Source organism: Chryseobacterium sp. OSA05B, from assembly GCF_019970065.1.
Lineage (GTDB): Bacteria > Bacteroidota > Bacteroidia > Flavobacteriales > Weeksellaceae > Chryseobacterium.
The window spans coordinates 926492-940549 of record NZ_JAHXYH010000002.1; the positions used below are offsets into that span (position 1 = coordinate 926492).

13 protein-coding genes are annotated in these 14058 nt (G+C 38.6%); 9 read left to right on the plus strand and 4 right to left on the minus strand.

Annotated features, from left to right (window positions below; translation table 11 throughout):
* Nucleotides 1–2 precede the first annotated feature (2 nt).
* On the minus strand, nt 3–1283 hold the full coding sequence (locus LC419_RS11565) for a dicarboxylate/amino acid:cation symporter (protein ID WP_223607478.1): 1281 nt from the start codon (nt 1281–1283) through the stop codon (nt 3–5).
* A gap of 267 nt (nt 1284–1550) precedes the next feature.
* Nucleotides 1551–3239 carry a gamma-glutamyltransferase gene (gene ggt / locus LC419_RS11570; RefSeq protein WP_223607479.1) on the minus strand — a complete coding sequence of 563 codons (1689 nt, stop codon included), beginning with the start codon at nt 3237–3239 and terminating at the stop codon, nt 1551–1553.
* Between the two features lie 275 nt (nt 3240–3514).
* On the opposite strand from ggt, the gene LC419_RS11575 reads away from it, so the two are divergent.
* Both LC419_RS11575 and LC419_RS11580 read left to right on the plus strand, forming a co-directional pair.
* Nucleotides 3515–4480, plus strand: a complete 966-nt coding sequence (locus tag LC419_RS11575; RefSeq protein ID WP_034726333.1) for an NAD-dependent epimerase/dehydratase family protein — start codon at nt 3515–3517, stop codon at nt 4478–4480.
* Between the two features lie 84 nt (nt 4481–4564).
* Nucleotides 4565–5317 carry a polysaccharide deacetylase family protein gene (locus tag LC419_RS11580; RefSeq protein WP_223607480.1) on the plus strand — a complete coding sequence of 251 codons (753 nt, stop codon included), beginning with the start codon at nt 4565–4567 and terminating at the stop codon, nt 5315–5317.
* Nucleotides 5318–5596: 279 nt separating this feature from the next.
* Here the strand turns inward: LC419_RS11580 and LC419_RS11585 are convergent, their stop codons facing one another.
* Together LC419_RS11585 and LC419_RS11590 are read right to left on the minus strand one after the other, a co-directional pair.
* Nucleotides 5597–6802 (minus strand): metallophosphoesterase, encoded by a 1206-nt coding sequence (locus tag LC419_RS11585; protein ID WP_223607481.1) that lies wholly within the window; start codon nt 6800–6802, stop codon nt 5597–5599.
* A gap of 68 nt (nt 6803–6870) precedes the next feature.
* A complete protein-coding gene (locus LC419_RS11590; protein WP_223607482.1) occupies nt 6871–7938 on the minus strand; it encodes a 3-oxoacyl-ACP synthase III family protein in 1068 nt (355 codons plus the stop codon).
* A 101-nt stretch (nt 7939–8039) separates the two neighbouring features.
* Between LC419_RS11590 and LC419_RS11595 the strand changes: the two genes are divergently transcribed.
* From LC419_RS11595 to LC419_RS11625, 7 genes are all read left to right on the plus strand, one after another.
* The gene (locus tag LC419_RS11595; protein ID WP_223607483.1) at nt 8040–8609 is read left to right on the plus strand and encodes a hypothetical protein; all 570 of its coding nucleotides are present in this window, start codon (nt 8040–8042) and stop codon (nt 8607–8609) included.
* A gap of 3 nt (nt 8610–8612) precedes the next feature.
* Nucleotides 8613–9344 (plus strand): bifunctional demethylmenaquinone methyltransferase/2-methoxy-6-polyprenyl-1,4-benzoquinol methylase UbiE, encoded by a 732-nt coding sequence (gene ubiE, locus LC419_RS11600; RefSeq protein ID WP_223607484.1) that lies wholly within the window; start codon nt 8613–8615, stop codon nt 9342–9344.
* Between the two features lie 3 nt (nt 9345–9347).
* The gene (locus tag LC419_RS11605; protein WP_223607485.1) at nt 9348–10130 is read left to right on the plus strand and encodes a porin family protein; all 783 of its coding nucleotides are present in this window, start codon (nt 9348–9350) and stop codon (nt 10128–10130) included.
* Nucleotides 10131–10270: 140 nt separating this feature from the next.
* On the plus strand, nt 10271–10573 hold the full coding sequence (locus LC419_RS11610; RefSeq protein WP_223607486.1) for a hypothetical protein: 303 nt from the start codon (nt 10271–10273) through the stop codon (nt 10571–10573).
* Nucleotides 10573–10860 (plus strand): cell division protein ZapA, encoded by a 288-nt coding sequence (locus LC419_RS11615; protein ID WP_034726323.1) that lies wholly within the window; start codon nt 10573–10575, stop codon nt 10858–10860. The genes LC419_RS11610 and LC419_RS11615 overlap by 1 nt, the downstream gene beginning before the upstream one ends.
* A gap of 230 nt (nt 10861–11090) precedes the next feature.
* Nucleotides 11091–12659, plus strand: a complete 1569-nt coding sequence (gene rny, locus LC419_RS11620; RefSeq protein ID WP_223607487.1) for a ribonuclease Y — start codon at nt 11091–11093, stop codon at nt 12657–12659.
* Nucleotides 12660–12731: 72 nt separating this feature from the next.
* On the plus strand, nt 12732–13973 hold the full coding sequence (locus LC419_RS11625; protein WP_223607488.1) for an MFS transporter: 1242 nt from the start codon (nt 12732–12734) through the stop codon (nt 13971–13973).
* The last annotated feature ends 85 nt before the right edge of the window (nt 13974–14058 follow it).

A 14058-nucleotide genomic window follows, 5' to 3' on the forward strand; every position in this document is an offset into this window, starting at 1 on the left:
CCTTAAATCTCCAGCTTCTTCTCAATCTCAGCCGGATGATTCAGACAATATTGTAGCTGTTCCTTATCCAACTGCTTTTCCCAGTTGGCTACGACTACCGTGGCTACAGAATTTCCAACAACATTCGTTAAAGCCCTGCATTCGCTCATAAACTTGTCGATTCCCAGTATTAATGTCATTCCTGCAATAGGGATTTCGGGAACTACAGCCAATGTAGCGGCGAGAGTCACAAATCCGGCTCCTGTAACACCTGCAGCTCCTTTTGAACTTAGCATCGCTACCAAAAGCAACATTAATTGCTTTTCCAAAGAAAGATCAATATTCAGGGCCTGGGCAATAAATAGAGAAGCCAGCGTCATATAAATGTTGGTTCCATCCAGATTGAAAGAATATCCGGTAGGAACTACCAATCCCACAATGGCTCTCGAGCAGCCTGCCTTTTCCAGCTTTTCCATAATTCCCGGAAGCGCCGACTCGGAAGAGCTGGTTCCTAAAACCAGTAGAAGTTCCTCCTTCAGATAAAACATCAGTTTAAAAATACTGAATCCGTTGTACCATGCCACTGCTCCCAAGACCAATACCACGAAAAGAATAGAGGTAATATAGAAGGTTCCCACTAAAAATATCAGATTCAGGACCGAATGAAGACCATATTTTCCGATGGTAAATGCCATTGCCCCAAAAGCCCCGATGGGTGCCAGTTTCATCAGCATATGCACAATTTTGAAGATAGGAGTAGACAGATCCTGTAAAAAGTCGGTTACTTTCTGGCTTTTTTCTTTGGTTAAAACCAGAGCAACACCCATTAAGATAGCTACCAGAAGTACCTGAAGTATATTTTCACCGACAAGTGGACTGAAAAGCGTTTCAGGAATAATATTCATGATAAAACCTGTCAGCGTCGAATCATGAGCTTTTTGCTGATATTGAGAAACATCACCGGATAGAGTAGCAGGGTCGATATTTAAACCGTGTCCCGGCTGCAGAATATTTCCGACGATAAGTCCGATAATCAGAGCTAAAGTCGAAAATGTAAAGAAATAAATCATTGCTTTTACAGCAATACGGCCGACTTTTTTGAGATCGGTCATGTGAGCAATTCCCAAAGTCAGGGTAATAAAGATCACCGGAGCGATGATCATTTTCACCAGTTTGATGAATCCGTCGCCGAGTGGTTTCATTTTTTCACCTAATTCGGGATAAAACCTTCCTAAAAGGATACCCGCTATAATAGCGATAATGACTTGAAAATAAAGCTGATGATAAAATGGTTTCGATTTCAAAGGATTCTTTTTTAGATTTTGAAGACGGAAAATTAAGAATTTTTATCTTAAAACATGACGAAAGTCAGTTAAATTGATGATTTAGGAAAGGATGGAAGTAAGGAAGATGGGAGATGGGGTTCTGAAAGTTTTCAGTTTCGTTTTAAGTATTATAGTTGAATATATAGTTATAGAAATAAAAATGCTTCGACTCCGCTCAGCATGACAACTTAGATAAATACGTCATATCGACGAGAAGAGTCGAAGCATATTGTAATTAGAACAAAATTATTCTACTGCAACAGAATCATCCCCGCGGCCATCAGCCACAGCATGAATATTTCCATTGTCGTCCATCAGAATCAGTTCTGTTTTTCCGATGTATTTTATTTTTTCGATCACGTAATTTTTGCTTTTCAGGGCTGAGATCGTACTTTCGGGGAAATTGTTTTCTACCGTGATTTTTTCCGGAAGCCACTGATGATGAAATTTCGGTGCGTTCACGGAGATATTGGCATTAAGTTTAAAATCTACAACATTCACAATCGATTGATACACAGATGTAGGAATGGTAGTTCCCCCTGGAGTTCCCACCACCATATAAGGTTTTCCATTTTTAAGCAGGATCGTAGGAGTCATGGAAGAAAGCATTCTTTTGTTAGGCTGAATTGAATTGGCCTCTCCACCCACTGCTCCAAACATATTCGGAACTCCGGGTTTGATGGAAAAGTCGTCCATTTCATTATTTAAAAAGAATCCTGCACCCGAAACCACGACTTTGCTTCCATAATATCCGTTAAGAGTAGTGGTCACGGAAGCAGCGTTTCCGTCTTTATCGATTACGGAAATATGGGTGGTTTGTGTAGATTCATTCGGTTGATTGATGATTTTTCCCACTTCAGCGCTTGGCGTTGCTTTATTGAAGCTGAAACTTTTCCATCTGCTTTTTAAGTAAGCATCAGAAGTCAGATAAGTGGTTTTGTCTTCAATGAAATCAGGGTCACCCATATATTCTGCCCTGTCTGCAAAAGCTCTTCTTTCGGCTTCTGCCATGATCTGTACGGCTTCTGTCGAATTTTGCTGGTATTTTTCCAGATTTTCGTATCCGGCCATAGTCAGCATTTGAGCAAGCAATACACCGCCACTGGAAGGCAGAGGCATGGTCACCACACGACTTCCTTTATAATCAAATTCCAAAGGTTTTCTTTCTGCCGCTTTATAATTTTTAAGATCTTCCAGAGTCATTATTCCGTTTCCTTTTTTCATTTCGGAAACCATAAGTTCAGCTGTTTTTCCTTCGTAAAATCCTTTGGCTCCCTGTTTTTGAATTAATTTAAGCGTGGCTGCCAGTTCTTTCTGTACCAGAAGATCACCTGCTTTCCATGGAGTGTCTTTTACGAATGGAATAGATGATGAGTTATGTTTCAGGAATTTTTCTCTGTGGGTATTCAGCATTTCAGCTTCCATTTCTGTGATGGCAAACCCTTTTTCGGCTAAATCAATAGCCGGCTGTATGATTTTGTCCATCGGGAGTTTACAGTATTTCAAAGTAGCATAAAAACCGGCGATACTTCCCGGTATTCCTACAGCAAGCCTCCCATATTGAGAAAGATCTGTATTGGCTTTACCGTTTTTGTCAACGTACATATCTCTGGATGCTTTTTTTGGAGCTGTTTCTCTATAATCCAGCGTAAATTTTTCACCATTATTTTTAACACCCACTAAAAAACCGCCACCGCCGATATTTCCGGCCTGAGGATAAACAACGGCAAGTGCATATTGGGTGGCAACAGCAGCATCATATGCATTTCCGCCCATCTTCATGATTTTGGCACCTGCTTCACTGGCCAGGGGATGTGCCGATACCACGGCACCTTTATTTTTTACTTTTACTTCTTTGATAATGTTGAAATCAGTGAACTGTGCCCAGTAAGCATGACCGGCAAACAGCACTGCTGCAATAAAAAACTTCTTCATAAGATTTTGTTTAGAACAAAAGTAGATAATTTTTTAATGTAAATGTTTGCTGGTTAAACAAATGGAATATCCACGTCCGCAGCTATTGATAGAGAAAAAGAAGATAAGGTCAGGTATTATTTGATGAATTTTTATTGAATGATGAATATGATTGATTTCTCTTACATATTATTTTTTCCTGACAGTTATGCAGAATCTGTTTTTAAGCACACCTTTATTATTATGATAAGCATGATTTTTTTACTTTTGTACAACTCTAAAAAAAATATCTAAAAATGGAATCCTATACGGAAAGAATATTGATTACAGGTGCTCTGGGACAGATCGGCACCGAACTGACAAACAGACTTGTTGAAATCCACGGAGCTGATAATGTAGTAGCATCAGGACTGGACAGATGGCAAAAGGGAATTACTGCTGCCGGACATTACGAAAGAATGGATGTTACCAATACACAGCTGGTAAGACAGGTGATCAAAGATTATGAGATCACTACAGTGTATCATCTGGCATCTCTTTTATCAGGAACTTCAGAAAAGCAGCCTATTTTCGCCTGGAAATTAAATCTTGAGCCTCTTCTTCATTTTTGTGAATTGGCAAAGGAAGGGCTTCTTAAAAAGATCTTCTGGCCGAGTTCTATCGCTGTATTCGGGAAAGGAATCCCAAAACATGATGTAGCGCAGGATGTGGTTTTAAATCCTACTACCGTGTATGGAATCTCCAAAATGGCGGGAGAAAAGTGGTGTGAATATTATTTTGACAAGCATGGAGTAGATGTGAGAAGTATCAGATACCCGGGACTTATTTCATGGAAAACACCTGCCGGAGGTGGGACTACAGATTACGCTGTTGAGATTTTTTACGAAGCTATCGAGGAAGGAAAATACACAAGTTTCATTTCTGAAGATACCGGAATGCCGATGCTTTATATGGATGACGCGATCAACGCAACATTGAAATTAATGGAAGCTCCGAAGGAAAGTCTTACCGTTCGTTCTTCTTATAATTTAGGAGGAATGTCATTTACGCCGAAAGAACTTGCCGAAGAAATCAAGAAAGAAATACCGGAATTTACGATCGATTACAAACCTGATTTCAGACAGGCGATTGCAGATTCATGGCCGGCATCCATCGACGATTCTGTAGCGAAAAAGGACTGGGGACTGACGTATGATTTCGGAATTTCTGAAATGTCGAAGGACATGATCAAGAATCTTAAAGTAAAATTGAATAAAAACTAATTACTTAAAGTTAATGTTTAAATTATTTTTATTTTAACATCTGATTTGTAATTAATTATTAGTATTATCTAAAATTTAATTTAAATGATTTTATTGACTTTTAACATCTTAAATATAGAGGCTGAAGCCAAAAACAGCATGCAGATTTCTGATGAAGAAAGACTGAAGATCACAGAAGATAACACCAAAGCTATTCTTCGGATTTTAGATATTCATGATATCAAAGCCAGTTTTTTTGTGGAGATTTCCATCGCAGAAAAACTGCAGAATTTAATAAAAGCAATTTCATCCAAAGGGCATGAAATTGCTTTTTATAATTTCAATTCAAATCTTCAGGAAATTGAAGAAGTGAAAAAAAATATTCAGGATCTTCTGGAAAAACAGATCAGAGGAATCCGGCAGAAAGATTGTAAGTTGCCTCAGGAAAATCTGAAATCGTTGGAGTTTAATTATGTCTCCAATATCGATAATGCGGATGTTCTTTTTCCGTTCAAACGACTGAAAAGAGATACCGAGATTAATGAGGAAGACGGACTGAGTATTGTACCGGAAAGTATCTCACCATACAGTCAGCTTCCGTATAATGATTTCGTGTTTCAGATCCTTCCAATGAACTATTATCAGAGTATGGTTTTTGAAACGCTGAAGAATGACGATTTTGTTTTGATCTATCTTAACTCCTGGCAATTCACCGACTTTAAAAAATACCGGTTTGACATTCCGTTTTACAGAAGCCTTTTCTCAGGAAAGAAAATGGAAGACAAACTCGATGCCCTTCTTACCTGGATCAATGAGCATGATATGGCGACTTCGCGGATGAAGGATTATATTTTTTAGGTAGCAGGTTGTAGGGATTAGGGAGTGTGCAGAAGGTTGAAGCTATGGTTTTTTGATGCGTGAGAACCAAGAGCCAGGAATCAAGATGTAAGATATCAGACATCAGACGACAACTCATTAATTTAATTACTACAAACCAGTAAACGTTATTTTCGACTAGCAACTAGCAACTAGCAACTAGCAACTAGCAACTAGCAACCAGCAACTGATAACCTTCTTTCTACCTCATTTAGTCTAAAGCCCTCAGACTCTCAAACCCTCTCACTCTCAAACTCAAAACTAACTCAGCTCAAACAAAGTAATTTCCGGCAATACCCCAACTCTTCCCGGATAGCCCAGAACACCGAAGCCTCTGTTGACATACAGCATTTTCCCTTCACTTTCGTAAAGATCGGCCCATTTTGGGTAACGGTATTGAACAGGAGACCATTTCACGTTTTTCAGATCTAAACCGAACTGCATTCCATGGGTGTGTCCCGAAAGGGTCAGGTGAATGTTTCCCGGGTGTTTTTTAACTACGTAATCGAAATGAGTAGGGTCGTGGCTCATCAGGATTTTTGGAGCCGATTCCGGCACGCCTTTTAAAGCATCGTCAATCTTTCCGAATTGAGGGAATGGTTTCAATCCCCAGTTTTCAACGCCGAGGATATATAATTTTTCTCCGTTTCTCTCGATCACTCTGTGTTCGTTCCTCAGCATATCAAAGCCAGCCTGTCTTTCATAGTCGATAAGTGTGTCGAGGTTTTTCTTTTTGGCATCAAGGGAAGTCCATGTTACGTAGTCGCCGTAATCGTGGTTTCCAAGCACTGCGAACTTACCGTCTTTGGCTTTTATCTTTGAAAATAGCGGAATGAACGGTTTGAATTCATCAGAAATATTATTCACCATATCCCCGGTAAAAAGGACGAGATCAGGATTCTGTTCATTGATCAGGTCAATGGCGTGCTGAAGTTTGGATGGATCTGAAAAACTTCCGCTGTGGACGTCAGAGATCTGAATCACCTTATAGCCTTCAAAATTTTTCGAAAGACCTGGAATTTTCATCTTTATTCTTCGTACAGTATGTCTGTATTTTCCGAAAGTAATGCCATCGATGAAAAGAGCAGAAAGAACGCCTCCAAGGCCTAGTCCAACAATACTCAGGAATTTCCTCCTTTCAGGGAAGAAGTTTTCTCTCGGCTGCGTTAATCCGATTAAATATCCTCCGGTTCTAAAAATATCATCAATTAATAAAAACAGAACCACAAAGATTTTGGGCAGTATAAAGATCAGGAATAGTGAAATTGTGATCTGGACTCTAACGGAGCTTTTATCTGATCTTTGGAAATGAGTAAGTTCATAGGCGAAAATCCCGTAAACGGTCAAAGATACAACCCAATACCCAAGCCTGATCCAGAAATTATCTGTTAATGTTCTTATAGCCTGATAGATATAAGCTTCCAGAGCCAGAAAGATAGCGGCAATGATCAAAAAATTTCTCTGCATGATAAATCTAAAAAAAGCACAAAGAATACGTTTCCCTGTGCTTTATATTTTTTTGTTAATTAAATATATTAAGGAAATCTGTAAACGATAGCATTGATGTTCATTCCGGCACCTACCGAAGTCATCACAATGTTACCTTTATCTTTAAACGTTTGACCTGCCATTTTTCCTTTAATTATTAAATCATACATGGTAGGAATCGTTGCTACAGATGTATTTCCAAGGTCCTGAATGGTCATAGGAGAGATCGCATGGTCGTAATCTTTCACATCATACAGCTTGTGAAGTCTTTCGATCATCGCATAATCCATTTTTGCATTCGCCTGGTGGATAAGAATTTTATCAATATTTTCGATAGAGAGTCCTGCATCTTCAATGGTTTCCTTGATGGCTGAAGGAACATTCTTAAGGGCGTACTCATAAATCTTTCTTCCCTGCATTCTTACGTAAAGACGTCTCTGATCTACGTTTGCATTAATGGAAGAAGCATTTTCAAGATAACACAGTTCCGGACCGTTGTCACAGATGGTGTTGTGCGCGATGATACCTACATTTTCTTCATCAGTAGCCTGTACAACCACTGCACCGGCACCGTCAGCAAAAATCATTCTGTTTCTGTCATGCGGATCCGTAACACGGCTTAGTGTTTCTGCACCAATCACAAGAATGGTTTTGGCCGCTTTTGCCTTGATAAGGTTGTCTGCAAGGATCATGGCTTCCACCCATCCCGGACATCCGAAGATCATATCATAAGTGATGCATTTTCTGTTCTTAATGCCCAGCTTATTTTTCACTCTTGCTGCCATATTAGGCATGAAATTCACGTATCCGTCTACAGTAACTTCTCCGAAGTTGCTTGCATAAATGATGTAGTCAAGGTCTTCGCCATCTATTTTCGCATCCTCCAGGGCTGCTTTTGCAGCTTCAGAACCGATCTGTGAGTTGGAAAGATCGTCTTCAATAAATCTTCTGTTTTCTATTTCTGTGATTTCTACAAACTTCGCGATGGTTTCTTCTGCAGGTTTTTCAATCTTAACTCCGTCTTCAGTGTAGAACTCAGAATCCATGAAATAATCTCTACCAATAACTCTGTTAGGAATATAGGATCCGGAACCAATAATGATCGTATTCGGCATTCGTTTATATGATTTTTTAAAGATGCAAAGTTAATAATTAATATTAATAACGGAGAATTAAAAATATTATTAAATTTGCAAAAATTGTACTTTACAATCGTATGAAAAACAACTCGTCTTTAAAAGGCTTACTTATTGCAGCTGTGGTGTTTATCGTTGCCTTTGGGGTCTACTTCTTTTTTTTAGCCAAGAAAAATTATTTTATAGTAGACAACCCTACACCCGATACTTATTATTTTAAGATCAATAACGGTTCTGAGGGAATAATTTCAGCGGGACAGTTTGTTCACGTGGATATCAAAAAAGGAAAAAACTCGATCCAGGTTTTCGACAAAAATAAAAAAATGCTCTATGATTCTGCATTTGAAGTAAATAAGATTCGTGGGCTGATCAACATCGCTCATCAGGATTATTATATTAATGATCAATATTATGGATACAATCTTAAAAAAGATTCATTACTTTTGGCCCTGGACAAAATCACAATAGACGGAAAAGATTATTTCGGAGGAGCGAGACGCTTCAACAAGCTTTATACTGAAGATTTTTATTACAATGTGGATGAAGATTACGACAAAGTGATCAAAAACATTCAGCAGGTGGAATCGAGATCAAAGATTTTCAGAAAGCAGGATTTCCTAAATTATTACAAAGAATATTACAAGTTTTAAGTTTTGACAAAAGATATTACCAAAGTTACTCCCTACAATTCTGAGGCTACCAAAAAAAGCCAGGTAGAGGATATGTTCGACAATATTGCACCGAAGTACGACCTTCTGAATCATGTTTTATCTATGAAAATAGATGTTTTATGGAGGAATAAATTGGTGAAAATGATGAAAAAAGACAATCCGCAGGAAGTGCTGGATGTGGCTACAGGAACGGGAGATTTAGCAATCACGATTGAAAAAGGAACCGATGCAAAAGTAATTGGTTTAGATTTATCACAACAAATGCTGAATGTTGGCGTTATTAAAATAAAAAAACTTAAATTAGACGGCAAAATTTCCATGCAAAAAGGAGATGCAGAAAATTTACCTTTCGAGGACAATAGATTCGATGCTGTTTCCGTTGCATTTGGAGTAAGGAATTTTGAAAACCTTACCAAAGGTTTGGCAGAATTAAGAAGAGTAGTTAAAGATAACAAGAGTGTTTATATACTGGAGTTTTCAAAGGTTGAGGGGTTCTTAGGTCCATTTTATATGTTTTATTTCAAAAACATATTACCTGCCATCGGCAGACTGGTTTCCAAAGATAATAGGGCGTATACATACCTTCCGGATTCTGTAAATGCTTTTCCTTTCGGGGAAAAGATGAAGCAAATTCTTTTAGATACAGGATTTAAGAAAGTAGAATATAAAAAGCTAAGTTTAGGTATAGCCACAATTTATAAAGCAACAAAGTAACCTATGAATAAATTTCTATTAAGAGCACTGGTTTTAGCCTCAGTTAATATTGCAGTTTTTGCAGATGCGCAATTCAGAACCCGAAACAGAATGGATAAGTTGGAAGACTTTGACGAGCAGAAATTCAGTTGGGGTTTTTATTTGAACGGCAACAGGCTAGACTACCGTATCGTCCTTCATCCAAGATATGGTGCGGAAGGTAATCAGAATCTTGTTAAATCCAGAGAAAGCTACAGTTTCGGGGCCGGTTTAATCGCCAAGTGGAGACTGAATGATCATTTGGACTTAAGATTGGAGCCAGGCTTGCAATTTGCTCAAAGGCAGTTAATTTTTAACACCCAGTCCAATGACCAGTATGCTGCCGGAACATTGACTAACCCACCTTTTTTCCCAATTGCTTTAACTGAAAAAGATAAAGTAAGAGAAATTAAATCCACTTTGGTAGATATCCCTGTACTATTGGAACTTCACGGTAACAGATGGTACAATTCAAGACCCTATATTGCAGGAGGGGTGAACTATATAGTAAACCTTCAGTCCAATTCAGATTCTGAAGATGACAACATGCAGCAGGTTTTCAGATCCACTACGCATAATTTTGCATGGTCAGCTGAAATGGGGATCCAGTTTTATTTCAATAAATTCAAACTGACACCGGCCATCAGAGGAACATTCTTTATGAATAACGAGAAAGTAGCGGATAATGCAACTACACCTCCATACTGGGCGACGGCAATGTCTACGCTTCAGACAAGAGCAGTGATGTTTGTTCTGAAATTCGAATAAGAAAATATACATTAAAAATACAAAAGGAGGTGCATCTGCATCTCCTTTTTTCGTATCAAATCAAAATATAGAGACATTTATTTTTGTTACTGTTATTATTTTTTTATTTTTGTTGCTAGTTAGAATATACAAAACCTGAAATGCTTCAAGATTTAGAAAACAATTTTTCAGAATTAGAGAGAAAGATTTTCCTTTTACAAAAGAATTATAAAAATCTTACTGAAAGATTATCAGACTTGACTGTGGAGCATGAAGAACTGAAAACGAAATATGATGAGGAAAGAAGAAGAAATCAGGTATTAGCAGAAGAACAAAAAAATATAAAACTTTATTCAGCAATATCAGGGAATCCTGAACACAACAGATTAATGAAAAACCATATCAACAGATTGGTAAAAGAAATTGATTTCTGTATTGCGCAGCTTCAAAACAGTGGATTATAATGGAGGTAAGAAGAATAACCATCAACATTGCAGGAAGGGTATATCCGCTGAACGTGCCGGCCGCAGAGGAGGAAACTTTGCGTAAGGTTGGAAAGCAGATCGAAAATATGATTAAAGATTTTGAACAGAACTTCGATGTCAGAGACAAACAGGATGCTTTGGCGATGTGTGCCCTTAAACTGGGAACCAACGCAGAGGTAGTTTCTCTGAACTACGAAAAAAATATAAATTCTACCAACGAAAGATTAGTGCAGATTAATCAGTCGTTGAATGAAATCGGGAAATAGAATTCTTTTCCCGCAAAACTGCCTACAATAATTCTAACACATTTAAGGTAAACTCAACGCTAAACAATTACCGAGCAAATGTCCGCTGAATGGCGTGCCGGGTCTCCCGGATTACAGACAGAGGAAATCAGTTCAAATCGTGTTGATTAGGAGTTTACTCTCAATCCCTGAATTGTTGTAGGTTTTTTTTATTTAGATAAGTGTAAGACAATTAAAACTCAATATATATTATGACAACAGCCATTATAGTCGGCGTTATTTGCTTAGTTATTGGCGCAGTGATAGGGATTCTTTTCTCTAAGAGCTCGCTGAATACCAAGGCAAAATTTATTGTAGATGATGCAAAGAAAAATGCCGAAAACCTTATAGAAAAAGCAAATGTTCAAGCTGAATCCATAAAGAAAGAGAAGAACCTACAGGCCAAAGAAAAATTTTTGGAACTGAAATCTCAGCATGATGCGGATATTCAATCCCGTGAGAAAAAAATGCAGGAGGTTGAAAAAAGAACCAAAGACAAAGAACATAAGCTTAACGACGAGCTTAGCAAGACAGGAAAACTTGAAAAAGACCTTGACAAGCAGATTGCAGATTACGCTAAGAAAAATGAAATCTTAGATAGAAAGCAGCAGGAACTTGAAGTGGCGACCACTAAAAAAGTGGAGATCCTGGAGAAAATTGCGAACTATACTGCAGAAGAAGCTAAAGCAGAATTGGTAGAAACCATGAAGGCAGAAGCTAAAACAAGAGCTCAGGCACACGTTCAGAGCATTATGGAGGAAGCACAGCTGAATGCTAAGAACGAAGCTAGAAAAATAGTTGTTCAGACCATTCAGAGAATTGGTACAGAACAGGCCATTGAAAATTCAGTATCTGTTTTCAATATTGAATCAGACGAAGTAAAAGGTAGAATCATTGGTAGAGAAGGTAGAAACATCCGTGCTTTGGAAGCAATGACGGGCGTGGAAATTATCGTTGATGATACTCCGGAAGCTATTCTTCTTTCGTGTTTTGACCCGGTAAGAAGAGAGATCGCAAGATTATCCCTACACAGATTGGTGACGGACGGAAGAATCCACCCGGCAAGAATCGAAGAAGTAGTAGAAAAAACAAAAAAACAGATCGAAGAAGAGATCATTGAAGTTGGAAAAAGAACGATTATTGATTTAGGAATCCACGGATTACACCCGGAACTGATCAAAATCGTAGGTAGAATGAAATACCGTTCTTCTTACGGACAGAACTTACTACAGCACTCTAGAGAAGTAGCGAACATCGCTGCAACGATGGCTGCTGAATTAGGACTGAACGTAAAACTAGCGAAAAGAGCAGGTCTTCTACACGATATCGGTAAAGTTCCTGAGCAGGAGTCTGAACTTCCTCACGCTTTACTGGGAATGCAGTGGGCTGAAAAGTATGGTGAAAATGCAGAAGTCGTTAACGCAATCGGAGCTCACCACGACGAAATTGAAATGAAGTCATTATTATCACCGATCATTCAGGTAGCTGATGCCATCTCAGGAGCAAGACCGGGCGCAAGAAGACAGGTCCTTGAATCTTATATCCAGAGACTGAAAGATCTTGAATCCGCAGCATTAAGTTTCGATGGCGTATCAAGCGCTTATGCGATCCAGGCGGGTAGAGAACTGAGAGTAATGGTAGAAAGCGGAAAAGTAAATGATGAAGTAGCGAACCAGCTTTCTTACGACATCTCTGAAAAGATCCAGAATGAGCTGACCTATCCGGGACAGGTAAAAGTAACGGTAATCAGAGAAACAAGAGCTGTGAATATTGCAAGATAATAACAGATAAAGATATTGTATAAAAACCTTTCAAGAAATTGAAAGGTTTTTTATTTTTATCAAAACTTAAAAATGCAAGAACTGTCCTTGTCTTCAAAACTGAAGTACATCTTTTCAATCCCCGTTATCATTTCCGCTCTGGGCTATTTCGTAGACATCTATGACCTCCTTTTATTCGGTATCGTAAGAATCCCAAGTTTAAAAGCTTTAGGCTTAAATCCCGACGCTGACGGAACCTTTATTCTCAACTGCCAGATGGTAGGGCTACTTATCGGGGGCGTGTTCTGGGGAATTTTTGGAGACAAAAAAGGAAGGCTTTCTGTACTTTTCGGATCCATCCTGGTATATTCCCTAGCGAATATAGCCTGTGGATTCCTGCCTTACTTCCCGAAAGAGCATCTCGTGTACCAATATGCGGGTTTAAGATTTATTGCCGGAATAGGACTCGCCGGAGAGCTGGGAGCCGGAATTACCCTAGTTTCTGAAAGCCTCCCGAAGAGTTTAAGAGCTATCGGAACTTCCGTAGTAGCGGGATTTGGACTAATGGGTGCTGTTGTGGCACAGCTTACTGTAGAACTGGCCGGTGGCTGGAATATTTCCTACATCATCGGAGGGATTATGGGAATTATGCTGCTGCTGTTGAGAATAAGCGTTTCAGAATCCGGTATTTATAAAAATATCGTTCATAAAAGTGTCTCAAAAGGAAATTTTCTCTCCTTCTTTACCAATAAAGACCGCCTGACCAGATATCTCAAATGCATTGCCGTAGGATTGCCTACCTGGTATTGTATAGGGATTCTTGCTGTTTTAGCCAATCAGTTTGCCCCTGAATTAGGCATTAAGGATCTGAATCCCGGAAAAGCCATTATGTGGGCATATATAGGCATTTCTGTCGGTGATCTGATGAGCGGTTTTATTTCCCATGCTTTGAAATCCCGGAAGATGGCTATTTTTTATATGCTGCTGTTCACTATAATCGGTGTGGCGATCATGTTGTTTGGGAATACCAATACAGAAACGAAATATTATATGTTCTGTGTCTGGCTGGGCTTGGGTACCGGATATTGGGCGATGTTTGTGACTCTTGCTGCAGAACAGTTTGGCACAAATATCAGAAATACGGCAACCACTACCGTTCCCAATATGGTAAGAGGTCTGGTGCCGGTGATGATCCTGGCGTTTGATCTGTTGAAAAATAATTTCACGGTGATCATCAGTGCGGCAGTTGTTGGAATTGTTGTTTTTGGACTTGCGTTTTATTCGGCACTTACGATTTCCGAAACGCATAATAAAGATCTTGAATTTGTAGAATAATTTATTTTAATTATTAGATATAATTTAAAATTATACTTATTGTTTTATTATTTATATAATAAAATAAATTTATTATTATTATTTA

Excerpts from the sequence above, each read along its gene's own strand:
- ggt (WP_223607479.1), bottom strand. The coding sequence starts at position 3,239 with ATGAAGAAGTTTTTTATTGCAGCAGTGCTGTTTGCCGGTCATGCTTAC.
- LC419_RS11575 (WP_034726333.1), top strand. The coding sequence starts at position 3,515 with ATGGAATCCTATACGGAAAGAATATTGATTACAGGTGCTCTGGGACAG.
- LC419_RS11580 (WP_223607480.1), top strand. The coding sequence starts at position 4,565 with ATGATTTTATTGACTTTTAACATCTTAAATATAGAGGCTGAAGCCAAA.
- LC419_RS11585 (WP_223607481.1), bottom strand. The coding sequence starts at position 6,802 with ATGCAGAGAAATTTTTTGATCATTGCCGCTATCTTTCTGGCTCTGGAA.
- LC419_RS11590 (WP_223607482.1), bottom strand. The coding sequence starts at position 7,938 with ATGCCGAATACGATCATTATTGGTTCCGGATCCTATATTCCTAACAGA.
- LC419_RS11595 (WP_223607483.1), top strand. The coding sequence starts at position 8,040 with ATGAAAAACAACTCGTCTTTAAAAGGCTTACTTATTGCAGCTGTGGTG.
- LC419_RS11605 (WP_223607485.1), top strand. The coding sequence starts at position 9,348 with ATGAATAAATTTCTATTAAGAGCACTGGTTTTAGCCTCAGTTAATATT.
- LC419_RS11610 (WP_223607486.1), top strand. The coding sequence starts at position 10,271 with ATGCTTCAAGATTTAGAAAACAATTTTTCAGAATTAGAGAGAAAGATT.
- LC419_RS11615 (WP_034726323.1), top strand. The coding sequence starts at position 10,573 with ATGGAGGTAAGAAGAATAACCATCAACATTGCAGGAAGGGTATATCCG.
- rny (WP_223607487.1), top strand. The coding sequence starts at position 11,091 with ATGACAACAGCCATTATAGTCGGCGTTATTTGCTTAGTTATTGGCGCA.
- LC419_RS11625 (WP_223607488.1), top strand. The coding sequence starts at position 12,732 with ATGCAAGAACTGTCCTTGTCTTCAAAACTGAAGTACATCTTTTCAATC.